17 protein-coding genes and 4 pseudogenes are annotated in these 16,002 nt (G+C 58.2%); 11 read left to right on the top strand and 10 right to left on the bottom strand.

Going from position 1 to position 16,002, the window contains the following annotated elements; translation table 11 throughout:
• Window positions 1–119 precede the first annotated feature (119 nt).
• Window positions 120–986 (top strand): SDR family oxidoreductase, encoded by an 867-nt coding sequence (locus K6N12_RS30115; protein ID WP_275593040.1) that lies wholly within the window; start codon window positions 120–122, stop codon window positions 984–986.
• A 68-nt stretch (window positions 987–1,054) separates the two neighbouring features.
• On the opposite strand, the gene K6N12_RS30110 is transcribed toward K6N12_RS30115, so the two are convergent.
• Window positions 1,055–1,564: a YciE/YciF ferroxidase family protein gene (locus K6N12_RS30110; RefSeq protein WP_131711661.1), complete on the bottom strand. Its 510-nt coding sequence runs from the start codon at window positions 1,562–1,564 to the stop codon at window positions 1,055–1,057.
• A gap of 205 nt (window positions 1,565–1,769) precedes the next feature.
• Complete coding sequence (locus K6N12_RS30105) at window positions 1,770–2,288, bottom strand: ferritin-like domain-containing protein (RefSeq protein ID WP_222135189.1); 519 nt, start codon at window positions 2,286–2,288, stop codon at window positions 1,770–1,772.
• A 200-nt stretch (window positions 2,289–2,488) separates the two neighbouring features.
• Between K6N12_RS30105 and K6N12_RS30100 the strand changes: the two genes are divergently transcribed.
• Entirely contained in the window at window positions 2,489–3,466 is a 978-nt protein-coding gene (locus K6N12_RS30100) for a PAS domain-containing protein (protein WP_222135179.1), read from the top strand.
• A gap of 444 nt (window positions 3,467–3,910) precedes the next feature.
• Here the strand turns inward: K6N12_RS30100 and K6N12_RS30090 are convergent, their stop codons facing one another.
• Together K6N12_RS30090 and K6N12_RS30085 are read right to left on the bottom strand one after the other, a co-directional pair.
• On the bottom strand, window positions 3,911–4,117 hold the full coding sequence (locus K6N12_RS30090) for a DUF982 domain-containing protein (RefSeq protein ID WP_239620693.1): 207 nt from the start codon (window positions 4,115–4,117) through the stop codon (window positions 3,911–3,913).
• A gap of 114 nt (window positions 4,118–4,231) precedes the next feature.
• A pseudogene (locus tag K6N12_RS30085) lies at window positions 4,232–4,414 on the bottom strand (hypothetical protein); the annotation flags it as partial.
• A 159-nt stretch (window positions 4,415–4,573) separates the two neighbouring features.
• Here K6N12_RS30085 and K6N12_RS30080 point away from each other — a divergent pair.
• Together K6N12_RS30080 and K6N12_RS30075 are read left to right on the top strand one after the other, a co-directional pair.
• A complete protein-coding gene (locus K6N12_RS30080; RefSeq protein ID WP_131711658.1) occupies window positions 4,574–5,083 on the top strand; it encodes a DUF4142 domain-containing protein in 510 nt (169 codons plus the stop codon).
• 370 nt (window positions 5,084–5,453) lie between these two features.
• Window positions 5,454–5,867, top strand: a complete 414-nt coding sequence (locus K6N12_RS30075) for a response regulator (protein WP_131711657.1) — start codon at window positions 5,454–5,456, stop codon at window positions 5,865–5,867.
• A gap of 1 nt (window position 5,868) precedes the next feature.
• On the opposite strand, the gene K6N12_RS30070 is transcribed toward K6N12_RS30075, so the two are convergent.
• Window positions 5,869–6,366 carry a sigma-70 family RNA polymerase sigma factor gene (locus K6N12_RS30070; RefSeq protein WP_222149072.1) on the bottom strand — a complete coding sequence of 166 codons (498 nt, stop codon included), beginning with the start codon at window positions 6,364–6,366 and terminating at the stop codon, window positions 5,869–5,871.
• 1,214 nt (window positions 6,367–7,580) lie between these two features.
• Between K6N12_RS30070 and K6N12_RS30065 the strand changes: the two genes are divergently transcribed.
• The 3 genes and pseudogenes from K6N12_RS30065 to K6N12_RS30055 all read left to right on the top strand — a co-directional run bounded on the left by K6N12_RS30065 (window position 7,581) and on the right by K6N12_RS30055 (window position 9,199).
• The gene (locus K6N12_RS30065; protein WP_131711654.1) at window positions 7,581–7,952 is read left to right on the top strand and encodes a hypothetical protein; all 372 of its coding nucleotides are present in this window, start codon (window positions 7,581–7,583) and stop codon (window positions 7,950–7,952) included.
• A gap of 45 nt (window positions 7,953–7,997) precedes the next feature.
• A pseudogene (locus K6N12_RS34445) lies at window positions 7,998–8,209 on the top strand (NADH-quinone oxidoreductase subunit D-related protein); the annotation flags it as partial.
• A gap of 216 nt (window positions 8,210–8,425) precedes the next feature.
• Window positions 8,426–9,199: a Crp/Fnr family transcriptional regulator gene (locus K6N12_RS30055; protein WP_239620692.1), complete on the top strand. Its 774-nt coding sequence runs from the start codon at window positions 8,426–8,428 to the stop codon at window positions 9,197–9,199.
• Window positions 9,200–9,563: 364 nt separating this feature from the next.
• Here the strand turns inward: K6N12_RS30055 and K6N12_RS30050 are convergent, their stop codons facing one another.
• On the bottom strand, window positions 9,564–10,097 hold the full coding sequence (locus tag K6N12_RS30050) for a sigma-70 family RNA polymerase sigma factor (protein ID WP_222135180.1): 534 nt from the start codon (window positions 10,095–10,097) through the stop codon (window positions 9,564–9,566).
• A 115-nt stretch (window positions 10,098–10,212) separates the two neighbouring features.
• Between K6N12_RS30050 and K6N12_RS30045 the strand changes: the two genes are divergently transcribed.
• Entirely contained in the window at window positions 10,213–10,497 is a 285-nt protein-coding gene (locus K6N12_RS30045) for an NUDIX hydrolase (protein WP_239620691.1), read from the top strand.
• 469 nt (window positions 10,498–10,966) lie between these two features.
• Complete coding sequence (locus tag K6N12_RS30040; RefSeq protein ID WP_245500102.1) at window positions 10,967–11,185, top strand: DUF2188 domain-containing protein; 219 nt, start codon at window positions 10,967–10,969, stop codon at window positions 11,183–11,185.
• A 187-nt stretch (window positions 11,186–11,372) separates the two neighbouring features.
• Here the strand turns inward: K6N12_RS30040 and K6N12_RS30035 are convergent, their stop codons facing one another.
• Window positions 11,373–11,576, bottom strand: a complete 204-nt coding sequence (locus tag K6N12_RS30035) for a hypothetical protein (RefSeq protein ID WP_222135181.1) — start codon at window positions 11,574–11,576, stop codon at window positions 11,373–11,375.
• Between the two features lie 604 nt (window positions 11,577–12,180).
• Here K6N12_RS30035 and K6N12_RS30030 point away from each other — a divergent pair.
• Window positions 12,181–12,624 (top strand): Clp protease/crotonase-like domain-containing protein, encoded by a 444-nt coding sequence (locus K6N12_RS30030; RefSeq protein WP_131711651.1) that lies wholly within the window; start codon window positions 12,181–12,183, stop codon window positions 12,622–12,624.
• Between the two features lie 893 nt (window positions 12,625–13,517).
• On the opposite strand, the gene K6N12_RS30025 is transcribed toward K6N12_RS30030, so the two are convergent.
• Entirely contained in the window at window positions 13,518–13,916 is a 399-nt protein-coding gene (locus K6N12_RS30025; RefSeq protein ID WP_131711650.1) for a low affinity iron permease family protein, read from the bottom strand.
• A 38-nt stretch (window positions 13,917–13,954) separates the two neighbouring features.
• Window positions 13,955–14,529: pseudogene (locus tag K6N12_RS30020) on the bottom strand (cysteine hydrolase family protein).
• A gap of 191 nt (window positions 14,530–14,720) precedes the next feature.
• Here K6N12_RS30020 and K6N12_RS34440 point away from each other — a divergent pair.
• Window positions 14,721–14,834, top strand: a pseudogene (locus tag K6N12_RS34440) (non-homologous end-joining DNA ligase); the annotation flags it as partial.
• A gap of 34 nt (window positions 14,835–14,868) precedes the next feature.
• Here the strand turns inward: K6N12_RS34440 and K6N12_RS30015 are convergent.
• Entirely contained in the window at window positions 14,869–15,255 is a 387-nt protein-coding gene (locus K6N12_RS30015; protein WP_425517731.1) for a hypothetical protein, read from the bottom strand.
• Window positions 15,256–16,002 lie beyond the last annotated feature (747 nt).

Below are 16,002 nucleotides of genomic sequence, written 5' to 3'. Positions count from 1 at the left end.
GAAAAGTCGGCCGTCTCTTTAAATGCGGGACTACTCGACTGCTGGGAAAGAATTTTACTTCAGGAACCGTTTACCGGTTCGGGATGTTTGCCATTGACGACCATCAAGGAGACATGACGATGACCGACGACACGCGCCGCCCCACGCCGCCCTATCCTGCGCAACAACAGGAGCCGCCGGGCCAGACAGCTGCCATGCAGCCTGTGCCCGACCATGGTGAGAAATCCTACAGGGGAAACGGAAAGCTTGAAGGCAAAACTGCTCTTATCACGGGTGCGGATTCGGGCATTGGCAAAGCTGTGGCGATCGCCTTTGCTCGAGAGGGCGCCGATATAGTCATCTCGTATTTAAGCGAGGACGAGGACGCCAACGACACCGCAAAGTGGGTAAAGCAGGCAGGCCGCAAAGCTATCGTCATCCCCGGCGACATCAAGTCGGAGGATCACTGCAAGCTGCTCGTGCAGCGGACCGTCGATGATTTGGGCGGCATCGACATTTTGGTGAACAATGCCGCCTTTCAGCGCACATATGCCGACATCGCCGATATCGATGCCGAAGAGTGGGACGAGACCTTTCGCACGAACATCTATGCACCGTTCTTTCTGGCGAAGGCGGCGATCCCACACATGGCGCGCGGCAGCGCCATCATCAACACCACGTCCATCCAGTCGCGCCAGCCGTCCCCCCAGCTGCTAGCATATGCGTCGACAAAAGGCGCTATTTCCAACTTCACGGCCGGCCTTGCCGAGATGCTCGGAGAGCGAGGCATTCGCGTCAATGCGGTCGCGCCCGGCCCCATCTGGACGCCGCTCATCCCTTCGACGATGCCGGCCGAAAAAGCTGCGAAGTTTGGAGGAAATACCCTGATCGGGCGGGCCGGACAGCCTGCGGAGCTTGCCGGCGCCTACGTGCTTCTCGCTTCGGATCTCGGCAGTTACATGACCGGAGCCATAATCCCGGTGACCGGCGGGGAAATCATGATCTGATCACGTCGGCAGACTATAGGAAAAGGCCGCCAACGATGACGGCCTTTTCTGCATGATCGTATAGACGGTTAGGCCGCCCTCTTTCCCTTGGCGTTTGCGGACGCCTGTGCAAGCTGGGTCAACTTCTTGTCGGTCGCTACTTCTTCGGCGAGGTTTGCCTGAAGCAGCGGAACGGCATCCTTGAGGCCGAGCTGATTTGCCCAAGCGATGAGAGTGCCGTACCGGGCGATCTCGTAGTGTTCGACGGCCTGAGCCGAAGAGATGAGACCGGCATCAAGTGCCAACGACCCCTTGAACTCTTCCATGATCTCTTCACCCTCGGCGATGATGCCCTGGATTGCTTCACAGGTCTTGCCGCGTGCCGGCTTGCCTAAAAGCTCAAATACCTGGTCGAGCCGTTCGATCTGCGCCTGAGTTTCGTCGCGGTGCTGCAGGAATCCTGCCTTGCCTTCCTCAGCCTGGGCGGCGCGGGCCATTTTCGGCAGCGCCTTCAGGATCTGCTTTTCCGCGAAATAGATGTCCTTGAGCGTATCCAGGAAAAGGTCTTCAAGTGTCTTGGTGGTGGTGGTGGTCGCCATGGTTAATCCTCCTGTGGCATGGGCTTGCGCGGGGGTAAACGCCGCGAGGTTTTGATGGTTCCTGTCCGTAAATGCACCGGCGCCCCGTTGCCGGAGCGCCGTCTCGTTCCGGCCAAGATGAGAGGGTGATCAGCGATAATACCGATGCCAGGCGCCGGGACCGATCCGCTGGTAGGGGTAACAACGCGGGACCATCGTTGTTCCCTTAGACCTTGGCTTTCTCGCCAGCTTCGCTCAGAGAAAGAAACTTGGTCGTCACGGAGACGATGTTTTCATCCAGCCACCGTGCCATCGCCGTCTCTTCGGCGAGGTTTGCTTGCAGGGCAGTGCTGGCTGCGCCGTAGCCACCTACTTCGGCGACGGTCAGCAGCGACTTGTAAGCTGCCATTTCGAAATTCTCAAAGGCGAAGTTGGCGAACGAGTTTTTCAGGATTTCGTCGCCGGCCATGGTATGGCTCATCGCGGCCATCGACCCCATCAGCGACAGAGCCATGTCTTTAAGCGAAGAGTGGCCTTCGTTCAGACCATCGAGCACCTCTTCGAGGCGGACGATCTGCCCCTCGGTTTCGCGAATATGCTGGTCGAGCTTGGCCCCAATCTTCGGATAGTTCTCGATCCGCGAGAGCTGTGGCTTCATGATCGAGAGCGCCTGGTTTTCCATGGCGTGGGCATTCTTAAGGCCAGTGACAAAAATTTCGCGGGTTTCGTCCCGGACATCGAAAATCTCCTTGTTGAGCGGATCGCTTCGCGGGCTCCGGAATGTTCCAGACTATCTGCAGAGTGAGCGGCGGCGCTTCTTGCTGATGGAGTAGTCCAGGCTCTCAACCCCCTTTGCAGAACTGGGGTTTCACCCTAGTTTCTTTTGTCGAACGCGCAACAACGAGTACAAGACGTGCAACGTTCTGCCGAGAGAACAGGGCGCAGATGATCCTGGAAGACTTTTACCGCTTGCTAAAAAGCGGACACGTGCAGGCTCAGGCTATCGTCGATACCATGACCCAGCCGATTGTCGTTCTGGATCATAATTTCTGCATCATGAGCGCCAATAATGCTTTTGTCCGGACCTTCGAGATCGAGCGTGACGACATCTTGGGACAAAGCTTCTTCGATCTCGGCAACGGCCAATGGGAAATAGCCGAACTTCGGCAACTAATCGCGTCGGTGATCCCAAAAGCCGCCGCCGTCATCGGTTTTGAAGTGACACATGACTTTCCCGCAATCGGGCAGCGAACGTTTCTCGTCGATGCCCGTCGTCTCATCCATCCCGATAATAACAGCACGAACATCCTCATCCTCTTCGATGATGTCACCGAGCGCCGGCGTCAGGACGCAGAGAGAGATTTCGTTATTGCCGAGACACGGCATCGCCTGAAGAATCTGTCTGCGGTGATGCGCTCGATCGCCATGCATACGCAAACCGAGGATCGCACTGCCGCCGAATATCGCGACATCTTCCTCGGACGGTTTGAGGTCACGCTTCGGGCGCAGGAAATCGCATTTGCCGATCAGACCATAGATTTTGAAGTACTGCTGCGCCAATCGGTCGGCGAGCCCGGCGTTGACCGCCTTCTTTGCGACGGCCCGGCGGTGACACTTGCCAGTTCCAGGGTTCTTGCGGTCGGCATGATATTCCATGAGCTCGGCACCAACGCCGTGAAATACGGCGCCTTGTCCGTTCCCGATGGGCAGATCCACGTTGTATGGGCACTCGAATCTAGTCCAAGAGGCCGGACATATCTTGTCTGCGCATGGCAGGAAAGAAACGGGTTACCTGTCGCGCCGCCTCGCCACCGCGGTTATGGCACCGAGTTGATCGAGGGCACATCTGCTCATCTCGGCGGAAAGGTGGAACTTAAATACGATCCGGGTGGTTTGGCGGCCACGATTAAGATCCCGCTGTGAGGACAAATGGACGACCCTTCGGAAATCGATGGTGAAGGCAGATGCGTTTTGGTGGTAGAAGACGAGGTGCTGATTGCAATGGAACTCGTGGCGGCCTTGATCGACGGAGGGTTCCGGGGTGTTGGGGCCGGCTGCATCGGTCGATCATGCTCTTGGTCAGCGAGGAGCGCCCCCTTGCAGCGGTCCTGGACTTTAATCTCGTCGGCGAAAAGGTCACTCCCGTCGCTCTCCAGTTGAAAGCGTTGAGCGTGCCGTTCGTCCTCGCAGGCGCAGCCCATGCGACCGAGCTTGCAGCCCGTGCTTGCCGGTGTCGCCAACATTGGAAAGCCGACGGACCTGAAACGGCTTGTCGAGGCGTTGAAGGCTTTTCAGACCTGACCGCTTTTACGGGACGAACCGGCGGCCGATTATTTAAACATCGCGCCGCAATGCAACTGACCCCGCTCACGCAAAGACTCCTGCTGCGATGGCGGCCTCGATAAAGCGGGTTCGTGCAGTCTCTGCACTTCCATGCCGGACGAGCGCCTCAAGACAGCGAAGCTTTGCCTCACCATAGGCTTCGCTTCGGCACTCGGGCCAGCGATGGGCAAACGCCTGGAGCGCGGCATCCGGCCCATCCACCCGTTCCCGGAAGCCGTTGCCGATCCTCACAAAAACCGGTGTGTGCTATGTCACCTTGAAATCCACCTCGATCGCCTTGTCCATGTCATTCCTCCTTGCAGCAAATCCCGCCGCTCGCCTCGGCAGCTATCGATGCCTTGGGTGTCGATCGATGTCGATGCTTTCTCCCCAGATCTCGGCCGCGCCCCAGGCCATCATCGCCAGCACGAGCGCACTGAGGAGCACCGCAAGGACAGGTTTGCCATATCGGCCCTGTCTCGCGTCTGTCGCGCTCTCGGTCACCCGCTCAGGCTGCTGGCGCTGCGACCGGTGGTTCGAAATTGTCATCGTAAAAACTCCTTAGGGTGGACCGCACCAAACCGCGGCCCGATGCGGAAGTTCAAAAACTTTTCGCCGTGGGTAGCTCCGATGCGGCTTGGCAAAAACCTCCGGAACATTTGCCGCGCGCTGAGGTTGGAGACGGCAATTCCTCTGATGGAGACCTCGATGAAAACCGCTCTCGCCTCCCTTCTCATCTGCTTGACCGCATTTTCCACCACGGCGGCAGACGACGCGTCTAAGCAGCAAGCCACCGACTTCGTGTCGAAGGCCGCCATGTCGAACTTGTTCGAGATGGAGGCCGCGAAGATCGAGATTGCGAGCGGAAAGGCTGACGACGCCAAACAATTCGCGCAAGACATGATCAAGGATCACGGCAAGGCCGGACCTGCTCTCAGCGATGCCGCGCAACAGGACGGCATCGAACTGCCCGCCGCTCTCGACGCAGAGTATACTGCGAAGCTGACCGCCCTTCGGCAAAGCGACGCCGCCAATCTTGATCAGGCCTATCTTTCCACTCAGGTAACAGCGCATGAAGAAGCCGTGACCCTGTTCGAGAGCTATTCAAAGCAGGGACCGGACGGGCAACTCAAGCGGACGGCTGCAAAGATCCTGCCGGACTTGCGAATGCATTTGACGCGGATCCGCGGGCTGACGTCGAAATATCAGCGGGGGTAGGATCCACCAGCCGGGTTTTTCATCACCGTTCTGACGTTGTCATAAACACCATTGCCAAGCTGAATGCAGACTATCGGTGGCAGCAGACCCGGCTTGGGGAACCAATCTCTTTGTCTGGGATCCGTCATTGATGCAGAGGATCAACGCAGCAACACCCACTCCAAATTAGACGTGGTGACAGCGTGCCGAGTGCCATCGCCATTCTGGTTCATTTATCATCTTTACGCTGTTTTTTCGAAGCCAACCTGTCGGCTCTTTCCACGTCGAGCACTCTTTAAGGCGCCGGGAACATTTGCCGCTTCGGCATGTTGGTTGGTTCCAATCGGATCAAGAGCCGCACGATGTTCCCTTTGCTGCGGACATATTCTACATGCCGGCCGTCAAGGGGAGCGAGGTTTTGCAAAATTCAGCCATCGAGTTCTTCGCAGGAAAGCGCATACTGATCGTCGAAGACGAATATTTCCTGGCAGACGAGGCGCGGCGGAAGCTTGAGAAAGCCGGTGCAACTGTTATCGGGCCGGCTGCCGGTGTGACCGCAGCCCTGGATCTTGTCGACAATGAGGAAATCGACGTGGCAATTCTCGATGTCCACCTCGACGGCGAGTTCGTATTTCCGGTCGCCGAGGAGCTTGAGCGCCGGGATATCCCATTTGTATTCGCCACAGCCTTCGACCGCTCCGTCATCCCCGCAAAGTTCGCAGGCTTCATATTGTGCGAGAAGCCAACCGAACTGGAAAAGATAGCGGAAGCTTTGTTCAGTCAGAGGATCACCGGGTCCCACTAGCTCACTCGCCGTCGAGGACCTTCGTCAGATGATGACGGGCTCGGTTGACCCGGCTCTTGATTGTTCCGATTGGAACGCCGCATCGGTCCGCAGCGGCTTCGTAACTCACACCTTGAATGAACACCAAGTCGACGACGGTTCGGTAATTGTCCGGCAAGGCAGACAATGCGACCTCCAGCTCGTGCCCGCGCACCTCCCAGACTTGCGACGGCGGCCGCGAAGCCCAACCGGCGGAATCTTCGATCGCACCGACCTGTTCTCGTTTCGATATTTTAAATTTGCTGCAGAAGGTATTACGCATGATGGTGAACAGCCACGAGCGCAGCCGGGTGCCACGCCTGAAATCGCCGGAATGGGCGATAGCTTTGGCGAGCGTTTCCTGAACAAGATCATCAATATCGCTCGCCGAATTGTGGAAGCGTCTGGCGAAAGTTCTCAGAGCGGGCAGATTATCAAGTAGTTCCACGTCCGTAAAACCTGGACCATCATTGGTGAGCATTGGGGTTCTCCTCTGCTGACTGAACTTCGCCTGGGCTGTTACGTTCCACTCGGTAGTATTATTCTGTGGATCTGCAGTCGCGCCGCTACACTCTCTGGTTTGACGATGAAATGAATCCACCGTTCAGCCCGGTCCGAAGTAACCCAAAATGCGATACCGTCGGCGCGCGACATCGTCAGAATGTTAATCACCGCTTTAGGAGGTTGGACGCTGGGAACCTTGCCGGTCATTCAAAGTTCGGTGCTACACTGGGAGCACCACAATGAATTATCTTTGGTTTTTTGTAGTGGGGGGAGGAGCAGCACTTCTTGGGGTTGCGCTCGCTTTTGGAATGATCAAGCAGGATGGTCGACGGTCGGTCGTGGCGCTCGCTGGTGCCGTCGTTGTGGCCCTCGGCGCACTGGGACTTGGCCTCTATGTCGCCAGCGCGCCAACGGCCCCTCTTCGCGGTTCCGATAGGGAGGGATCGCAGAACAGACTTCCGGCGGCTGCCACAACGGAAAAGGATCTGCCGGGAAAGTGAGGCCTGGCAGAGCGTATCCAGCGGGCACTGATGCTGAGCGTTGACGCGCCATCGGTGTGATTTGCAGGCTTTCCGGATGCCGGATCGCTCTCTCGACAGGTTGATGTCTGGGAAGTTCGGGCGGCGCCGTCGAACCGATCCTGACGCTTCTATCCTTCCCCGCGCGCCAACTGGCTGATCTTGAGAGCCGCCCCGAATTGGCGGAAGGCGCCTCCGTCGAGATCTTCAGGTTTTCCATATCCAGATGTGCATGCCGCCTAAGACCGGCGAGGCTTTGCTTGTCGCGGATGCCGCATCGAACCACGAGACCAGCTCCCTGGCAACGTGCTCTGCCACCGGGCTGGCGATCTCGCACGATTTTTCAACGCACCATCTCTCCAAGACAGCGGTCAACGTCGCCAGGTCATCCGGCAGGAGCGCCGGTTCGGTGTTTTCGGTATGCTGGATCGTGCATTCCTCCCTTATATTAGCCGATCCTAATCCGCGTTTTTCCGGTATCAACCACTGGTCGGAAAGCGTACGGACGAGAGAAAGACGGCGATCAGTGGAAGGGCGAACTAACCTGATCGGTGTCGACGGGAAAATGCACTCGCGTAGGGTGCTTGAACATGGTACCCACTGCGTAGGCCGACCGCCCGCCTGAATCGCTAAAGCATCGGCACCATCAAACCGGATAAATTAGACGTCCGTCATGAATTTGCTCAGCCAGATCGCCGGCAAGACGATCCTAATCATCGGCGAGGCTGACTTCCTCTCCAACGACGCGAGAGAAGCGCTTGCTGCGCTTAACGCAGCAGTGGTCGGGCCAATCATGGTTTCTAACGCGATGGAGCGCTTGAAGGAGGAGCAGATATTCGATGCCGTTGTCATCGACATTGCAATCCCCGACGAGGCCATGCTTTGGATGAACGCCTGGCTGGAGACACGGGAAATTCCTTTCATCTTTGCCCGCGATCAGCGGTCGCAAGCGCTGCCTGGCGGCTTTGTCCTTAGCGGAGCTGCTTCCGACCTGACCGACATTGTCGCATCGTTGTTCGGGCCGGTCTCCCCCTCTTATCACTGATTTGTCCGCTTTCGTGGGGCTGGCTCGTCTGCTCGCAGTTTTTCCAAGATGAAGCGGTCCATGGAAGCGCTGATCCATCACTTCAAACTCTATACCGAAGGCTTTCACGTCCCAGCCGGAGAGACCTATGCGGCGGTGGAAGCCCCGAAACGCGAATTCGGCGTCTATCTCGTTGCAGACGGCACGAATTCGCCTATCGCTGTAAGATTCGCGCACCGGGTTTTACGCGCCAGCAGGCGATGGACTTCATGTGTCGGCGGTGGTCGGAGGCGACATGCTGTGCTGCGGGCAACCAACCTGAGCGAGGGAGAGTACAAGCCGCACCATCTGGCGAGCGCCATATCACGGTAACCCAAAGGCGGTCGCTGCAGTTCGGCAAGTATGGCACAGCGGCCTGACGCGGGAACCAAGAGGGGGAGGTACGAGTTGCGCATGGCGAGCCGCGCTAGGTGGCCAGCGGTGGAGGGTGCAGATTGCCAGAAATCGGGATGCAACCTAAGGAAAACCGTCTGCTGGCCCTTTTGCCGCCTGAGGAGTATGCCGCTGTCGCCTCTCATCTTGAACCCTGCGAAACTCCTCGTGGTTTTATTATCGTCCAGGCTGATGCGCCAATCGAACATGCCTACTTTCCGTGCTCAGGAGTGGGTTCGGTCATCAATATTTCGCCCGAGGCGAATCGTGTGGAGTGCGGATTGTTCGGCCGCGACGGATTTGGCCCCACCGCGGCGGCGGTCGGTGCGGGCCTCAGCATCAATGACGTCGCGGTTCAGGTGCCGGGCTTTGCATATCGGCTGTCACAAGGAAAGTTGCTGAACCTGATGAAAACGCAGCCGGTCTTCGCCAGCCTGCTCAACAAGAGTGCGCACGTACTTGCAACGCAAGCAGGATTTACCGCGCTTTCCAACGCGGTCCATGAGGTCGACGAAAGACTGGCGCGTTGGATTTTGATGTGCCACGACCGAATTGACGGCGACAAGCTCGCCCTGACACACGAGTTCATTGCCGTGATGCTGGCGGTAAGGCGGCCGAGTGTCACGACGGCCTTGCATGTGCTTGAGGGCAACCATTTCATTCGCTCCGTCCGGGGCCTGGTCATTGTCAGGGATCGCGCCGGCCTTGAAGAGTTCGCAGCCGATGCGTACGGCAAGGCCGAGGAGGAATATGAGCGGCTGCTCGGACCCTTGAGGAAATCGACAACTTTGGCAGATCCCACAACCGCAACGTTCTGCTTGTTGCCCGGCTCGTGAGGTTGAGAGGAGATCTGCCGGGACCGCTCCATCGGGTACAGTAGCGGCGGACAATGGGGGTCCATGCGTGGGCAAGGCGACCACCAATTCGTCTTGGTTATTCTGAACGGCGTTTAGAACCAACGCGCGGCAGTCCGCGCATTGAGGCGCAGCAGGTGCGGCCTGAACGGGATAGGGAGACGAAATGCATGGCCCAGGTTTCCTCGGGGGTATTTTCACCGAATCCGCGTCCGCCGCTCCATCCGCCTACCATGTCGGAATGGTGAGCCCTTGGCGACCATCGGCGCGGGAAGGCGGCTTCATCGAACATCCGGGTCGTCGCCCATGAGACCACATTGGCAGGCGGGGTCAGACAAAAGCATGTTCATTCGTTGAACTGGTTTCCTAGCAATAGGGCCAGCGACTGACGAGCACGGCTGACGCGGCTTTTCACCGTGCCTAACTGGCATCCACACATCCGGGCAACATCTTCGTAACTCGTTCCCGCAGCGACCAAGATCAGGGCTCGGCGCAAGTCGTCGGATAGAAGCGTCAACGCCTGTTGCAGCTCGCGTTCCCGGATCGCCCACTCCTGGGACGGCGCTACCGAAAGCTGTTCGATAGCCGCGTTCATTCCGACCGGCTCACGTTTCCGCCTGCGATAATTGGTGCAGAACGTGTTTCGGAGGATGGTGAACAGCCAGGATTTTAAGGAGGTGCCAGGCTCATAGCGGTGAAGCGAAGCCAACGCTTTCAGCAAGGTTTCCTGCACCAGATCATCGATGTCGTCGTCACTGCGCAGGAACCTTCGGGCGAAGGTGCGCAGCTTGGGTGTGAGTTGAACGATCTCCAATTCGACTGTTTGGTCGGCAGAGGTTCCATTTTTGGGCGCGGCGCGCTGTATAGACAAGGTTGTCATCTTTTCTTTCCTGAATTGAAAAAGAAAGCTCCCGACATCCTTTTCGTTGCCGTACGATATCGCACGGAAAGCGTCTAGCCGATCCAGCCGCCTCTCGGGCCCGGTAGCAGACACAATGAGCGAGATTGTCGTCGATCAGAAGTCCGCTCAGCAGTATGGCGCATTATGTTTCGGCGAAACGCCCGAGGCGCCAAAACTTCTGATCACGAAGAGAGAGACGAGACGGTTGATGATCCTAGGGATGGCCAATATTTTGTCTGTCGCCGAGGAGACCGGCGGACGCGACGCCTGGGAGGAGGCTGGCACACCTGGAAGTCGTTGGCGTTCCTCCTGGAAGTCCGGTACTGTCGGAAGCACTTTCGCGAGATGGCGCAGCGAGATTCCTTGTGGCTGGCACTAATTGAGGCTGCACGTCGTGGAGGAACTGGACCTTGGTCGGCGACGGCTGAAGTTTACGCGAATGGTCAAGCGAAGGGGACCTTTCTCGATTGGTCCCGGTATATCGCCGCCTCGGGGTCAGGTTCGGTCAAACGTCGGCCTCGCTAGCTTTGGCAAGGTCGAGGTGCCCCCGCCTAAAGGCTGGCCCGTCGGCATTGCTCATTGGCACCACACTTCGCCCTCCAGGATCGCCGTCGCGACCCGGGCGCTCGCTCTGCCGCGCCCTCGCGCGCGAGCACTTCAAGCCCACCTTGATCCATGGCTATACGATCGCCATCCGACTTCACCCGCATATACGCTACACCGGACCGCGCTAGATCTCTCATCCGACCGGCAACCTAGCAGTAACCAGCTCCGGCTTTTCAGATCGTATCGAAAGTGATTTGGCGTATGATCTCGGTGGAGTTGATTTAAGACTAGACGGCACAACTATGACCGACAAGCTTTCAATGTATGCAACAGCGCCCAGCACGGTGCATAGCTGGTTAGCGCGGACGCCAAATAAGACGTTTTGTTCTCTCCAAAAAGCTATTGAGTACGCAGGGGAGCACGCGGACGAACTTCGGGCGATCGAGATTTTGATCCGGGCCGAAGACCATCGGTATATCATCATCTGCGGTGATGAATTGAAAGCCCTAATAAGGCAGTAGGCTTTGGTCGTGGAGCCCGAAGCAGTGAAACGATTGGCGCATCTCGTCGTCGATCGTCAGGAGGAAGGGTACCAACCACAAGCCGCACGCTGCTCATCGCAATCCGCATGGCATCCGGCTCGAAAGCGTCCAAATCATAAGTATTTTTGATCGATGCGGGTATCCACACGCCCATGGTCAGCATTTTTCACGAAAGCACCATTCCGGCGGTCATGATGATCGCCAGGATGACGCCAACACAGGCCAGCGCGAGCGACATCAATTCGCTTCCGCGACTCGCGCCGCCCCTCCTAATCTCCTGGCGGGTTCCAATCACGGCAAACAGGCCGGCCGCCATCCACGATGCGAGCGCCAGCGTGCCGAGGAGCATCGCCCAATACGATCCGTCCATGATAACCTCCATGTCTCTGTGCCAAACCCTGGTCACCATTGGGGGGTTCCCTGCTGCAGGTGACGGTACGGTCGGAGACAATCCACCAGCGGTCGGAACCCGACGTGCGGCGGTTAGCCGGGATCAGGTGGATAGGAAAGATGAGTTTTGCGATTTCGGCGGTAGCACTGTTGTCGGGTGGGGCGTGTTTATATTCAATTGAGAACCCCTGGCTTCGCCCGACGAGAGCCTTTCCGGTCGCTGGCGACGCCGGTTTCTGCAGTAAGGAGTGACAGACCACGACAAGGTTTTGTTCAGGGTTGCCAAGCGCGACTGGTGCGCAGAACCTAGCGAGACCCGAATTTCCGGCATCGTGGTCTACTGGGCCGGTTGGAGGTTTTACCGATCGCGTGGCAAAAGATGCCATCGGAACCATCATCCGTGACAGACGCATAAGAGATGGTGCACACGGTCCATCGGAGTGGTGCGAGGAGCAAGACTATTTCTCTAACCACGATTTCGCTCAGGAGGCGGCCTAGGGATCTTGCAAACGGGCCTTCTCTCCGGCGGGAACTCTTCGGGTGTAGCCGGTTGGAGGCGTTTACACATCTGAATGGATTGCGTGATGACCGATGCGGAAGACGCGCGGGAGGGCGATGTCGACCAACTTCTCTTCGAGCCCAATGCCTCGATTAACGGGCCTATTGACGAGAAGGCAGTCACGAGTTTTCTGGATCAGATTGCCGCCGTACGCGCAGGTGATCAGGACCTCGTCTTGGAACTGAATACCGTCGGGGGCGACGCCGATGCTGCGCGCAGGATCGCGCTGGAGATCCGGCTGTTTTCCGGGCGTGCCGGACGAGCTGCACACTGCGTCGGAAAATCATACGTCTATTCGGCGGGGGTCACGATCCTCGGCGTTCGATACACCGAACCGGTACCTGACGGCGGATGCGTTCCTCCTGTTGCGACGGTAGGGCGCGGCGATCCACATGAGTTGCGGCTGGCCGGGGCGCATCCTTCCGATGTCGCCGTGCCCGCCACGGCAAGCCCCTCCTCCAAACAATGAGCATACCAGGCAAAGGCGCGTCTGCGCCGGCGCCAGTTCGCGCACGGCTTGACCGGTTAAAAGGGCAGCCGCAGGAGGGTTAGCGGAGCGCCGCTCGCACCGAGCGGAACGCGGGACCGACTGCCCCCGGCAAGCCGTTCCGCTTGAGTGGTACCGGTGGCCCCTCGCCTCACCTGCCCGGCCGTACCGGCCGTGAAATGGAGGCGGTCGGGTCTTCCCCACATGAGAAGTCTGGCGTCAATGGCTCAAGGTGGCATGTTGGCGTTCCTATTTCGGATCCAAGTCTGAGCCCGATACTTTACCGGTCCAACCTGCGAGCTGTACAACCTCACATACGGTCGCCGCTCCGGCGGCTGCACCACGACCCGCTTGTTGCAGGAGAACAGGACCAATGTTGTTTCCGGCTGATAAAGCCGTGACTACCCACGGTCTGTTCACCTCGATCCGTCAGGCTGATCCGGCCCTGGGAATTGAAAGAGCTTGCAGGTAAGCTGGCATCGGTTAGTCGGATTTCATGGCCGCCCCTCGATGACAACGCCGGCGCTGACATACTTCCATAAGGCCACCAGCAGCTTGCGGGCCAGCCACGATCAGCGACTTTTAGATCTTGTACGTCGCTGTCAGCACTCAAGGCGCAAACAAGTCGCGTTTTTGTCCCGACAACGTCGGATGATAATTTTAGGCTGATGTAGATTCAGGTTGGAATTCTAAAGACACTTGGACGCCAGCGCTACCCGCCGAACTCTGGCCCCCTCGCGCCAATGCCACGATCGCGATCGACGCCGAAGAGCTAATGTTCGCAGGCGGTGTTTCCTCGGACACGGGGGGCGTTCGGCTTTCAAAGCCATGCGCCCGGTGGGCCGCCCGGGGAGCGCTCGCGGCGCATGAGAGCGTCAGACCGATGCTTGGCCGCGCTCTGCCTTTTCGTCCGCGACGTCCTCGACGCACTCCGCTTTTTCGGCGAGTGTCCTGCTCATCTCGCGCAAGGATTCCTCATCGAGCTTTTCGATCCCAACGAACTTGTTCTGAGCCTGCGACGTCAGAATGAGCTCGTCGAGCTTGGCCTGCAAAGCCTTGCCATCTCGATTCTGCGAGTTCTGCAGGACGAAGACCATCAGAAACGTGATGATGGTCGTTGACGTGTTGATTACGAGCTGCCAGGTTTCGGAGTAGCCGAAGAACGGCCCGGAGATCGCCCAGACGAGAACAAGGGTCACGGCGAGCACAAAAGCGCCGGGCTTGCCCGACAGGCCCGCAATGGACGTCGCGAATTTTGAAAAAACGTCAGACATGGTGAACTCCTGTTAGCTCATGAGAGGCACTAAGCCGCTTAACGAACGCTAGTTAGAAACGCGACGGTCTCCATGATCTCCAACTGAACCGAAAAGGGTCTCCGAGCAGCTTCAGCGATGCGTCGTGTGTCTCGTCGGCGCCGCTGCAAACGGCGTCCTTGAGGAGGATAACCCGATAGCCGTGATCGATGGCGCCGAAGATCGCGGCTGTGACGCAGACATCGGTTTCGCCCCCGGTCACGATGAGCGTTTGGATGCTATCAATCCGCAGATGAGCGTCCAGTCTTCCGTCTACCCACGGCGAATAGGTGGGTTTGTCGAAGACCCGAGCGGGCGGAACGAGCCGGCGCAGTTCTGGCAGGATGTCGACGAGCTCGGCGTGAAGATGCTCGCCTGTCATCATCCACCATTTCTCGTAGTAGGCACGCCACATGCCACGTGCCGCCGTCCGATGCGGCGGCGGTACGAACCGCGTGATCGTCCTCTCCGGGTAGCATGTGGCGAGTTCGACAACCGCGGGAGAAACCCTCTCCATCCAGCCGACCTGCCACGGCGTATCCTCCGCGAACATTCGCTGCATGTCGACGCACAAGTGGATCCAGCCGCCTTCCATGAAAGCCTCCTTTGGCAGAAACCTGCGGGGCCCCTCCGGGTTCCAGCCACGGACGAAGACGAAGTGGGACCTTTCACGATCACGACCGGCGATAAGCGTGTTTAAAGCGAATTGCACTCGTCGCGCATCGACGATCCGAGGCGTCGATTGCGCTTCCAGTTCTTGACCAATTTGCCGAACGACCTAAACGCCGGCTCTCGGAGGAGATCGATGGCGACGGCGATCAACTGCTGGCAAGCGCCTATGAGCACGGGTTAGAAGGCATCATCGCAAAAAGGCGGGATGCGCCCTATAGCTCCGGGCGGAGCTAACGACCGCGATTCCCAATGGTTCCGAAATTCAGAGGCGCTCGATCGAGGTTGCGCGGATAACGATCTTCTCTTGGCGGAAGCGAGCCTCCAGTTTCCCGCGGTAAGAGGACCACCAGGAGTAGTCGATATCGTCAATCATCACTTCGGCCATGACAATACGGTCGCGCTCGACGTCCCCACCGTCCTCCCACAGACCCTCTGCGGGAGAGTTGATCTGCAGGGTTACCCCTCCGAACTCCGCCGTGAGTTCGTCGCGGACAAGGTCAAGGTTCGTCCGGCTCCGCCGGCCATGCGCAACAGGAAGCAGGATTTCGACCAAATAGGGCATGCCCCCAAAACTGGCAGAGCACAGGAAGGTTCCGGGTTGTGCGATCGTGCCACCAAGATCGGCGGATCGAGATAATTCGACCTCCACGTGCGATTCATCCGCCAGCAGATATTACATGGCCTGCCCAAAAGGCTGAGAAAAAATCTTTCGCCATGGGGAACCATTGGCTCTGCCGATCGTAAGTAGTCGGGCCGTGCAGAGATTTGTTACGGCAGCCAATCCTACACTTTAATGTGCGGCCCACCGCAGCCCGTAACTAGCCCCGTCGAAGGCGGGGCTTTTTTTACAGGTGCCTGAAGGAACGAGCTGGCGCTGCTCGCCAAGGACCGCTACGAGAGCTACTGGCTGAAAAGGATTGCGTTTGTAATGACCGGCGCGGTGGACAAGACACAAACGCTCCCGCCGTTGGTCAACATCTGTCGAACGAATAGCGAAGAGATCGGAAAGAAGCTGCTTCGGGAGGGCTTCGCGCACCTGGAGCCCGAGGCATCGGAATAACTGGTGCGACGGATAGTTCCAAGGGCCATCACCAATTGACAACACCACCGGGCATCAACCGCCGGCACTGCTTTTCGCACCTGGTTCGTCAGCATCTGTAAGGCCAGCTGTCCTAAACAGCGCCGAAAATCATAAAATCAGTCCAGCCAGTGCAGGAACGTCCATGACGCCCATCCCAATCACCGTTGGCGGCCATGAAATCGGCATTGTGATATTGCGGCTGTTCCTGCGTCCGTAACCCCGTAAAGAGCAGCAGTGCTATCGGTCAGCGGGTCCGACATGAATGGAAGAAGGGCAGCGTGGCTGGCTGCACCCCACGCGCTCGCCACGATGGTT

It is taken from the genome of Rhizobium redzepovicii, from assembly GCF_019793435.1.
Lineage (GTDB): Bacteria > Pseudomonadota > Alphaproteobacteria > Rhizobiales > Rhizobiaceae > Rhizobium > Rhizobium redzepovicii.
This window is presented reverse-complemented; position numbering and strand designations above follow the sequence as displayed.

Coding starts and splice junctions, on each gene's coding strand:
- K6N12_RS30115 (WP_275593040.1), top strand. CDS start 120: ATGACCGACGACACGCGCCGCCCCACGCCGCCCTATCCTGCGCAACAA.
- K6N12_RS30110 (WP_131711661.1), bottom strand. CDS start 1,564: ATGGCGACCACCACCACCACCAAGACACTTGAAGACCTTTTCCTGGAT.
- K6N12_RS30100 (WP_222135179.1), top strand. CDS start 2,489: ATGATCCTGGAAGACTTTTACCGCTTGCTAAAAAGCGGACACGTGCAG.
- K6N12_RS30080 (WP_131711658.1), top strand. CDS start 4,574: ATGAAAACCGCTCTCGCCTCCCTTCTCATCTGCTTGACCGCATTTTCC.
- K6N12_RS30075 (WP_131711657.1), top strand. CDS start 5,454: ATGCCGGCCGTCAAGGGGAGCGAGGTTTTGCAAAATTCAGCCATCGAG.
- K6N12_RS30070 (WP_222149072.1), bottom strand. CDS start 6,366: ATGCTCACCAATGATGGTCCAGGTTTTACGGACGTGGAACTACTTGAT.
- K6N12_RS30065 (WP_131711654.1), top strand. CDS start 7,581: ATGAATTTGCTCAGCCAGATCGCCGGCAAGACGATCCTAATCATCGGC.
- K6N12_RS30050 (WP_222135180.1), bottom strand. CDS start 10,097: ATGACAACCTTGTCTATACAGCGCGCCGCGCCCAAAAATGGAACCTCT.
- K6N12_RS30045 (WP_239620691.1), top strand. CDS start 10,213: ATGAGCGAGATTGTCGTCGATCAGAAGTCCGCTCAGCAGTATGGCGCA.
- K6N12_RS30040 (WP_245500102.1), top strand. CDS start 10,967: ATGACCGACAAGCTTTCAATGTATGCAACAGCGCCCAGCACGGTGCAT.
- K6N12_RS30035 (WP_222135181.1), bottom strand. CDS start 11,576: ATGGACGGATCGTATTGGGCGATGCTCCTCGGCACGCTGGCGCTCGCA.
- K6N12_RS30030 (WP_131711651.1), top strand. CDS start 12,181: ATGACCGATGCGGAAGACGCGCGGGAGGGCGATGTCGACCAACTTCTC.
- K6N12_RS30025 (WP_131711650.1), bottom strand. CDS start 13,916: ATGTCTGACGTTTTTTCAAAATTCGCGACGTCCATTGCGGGCCTGTCG.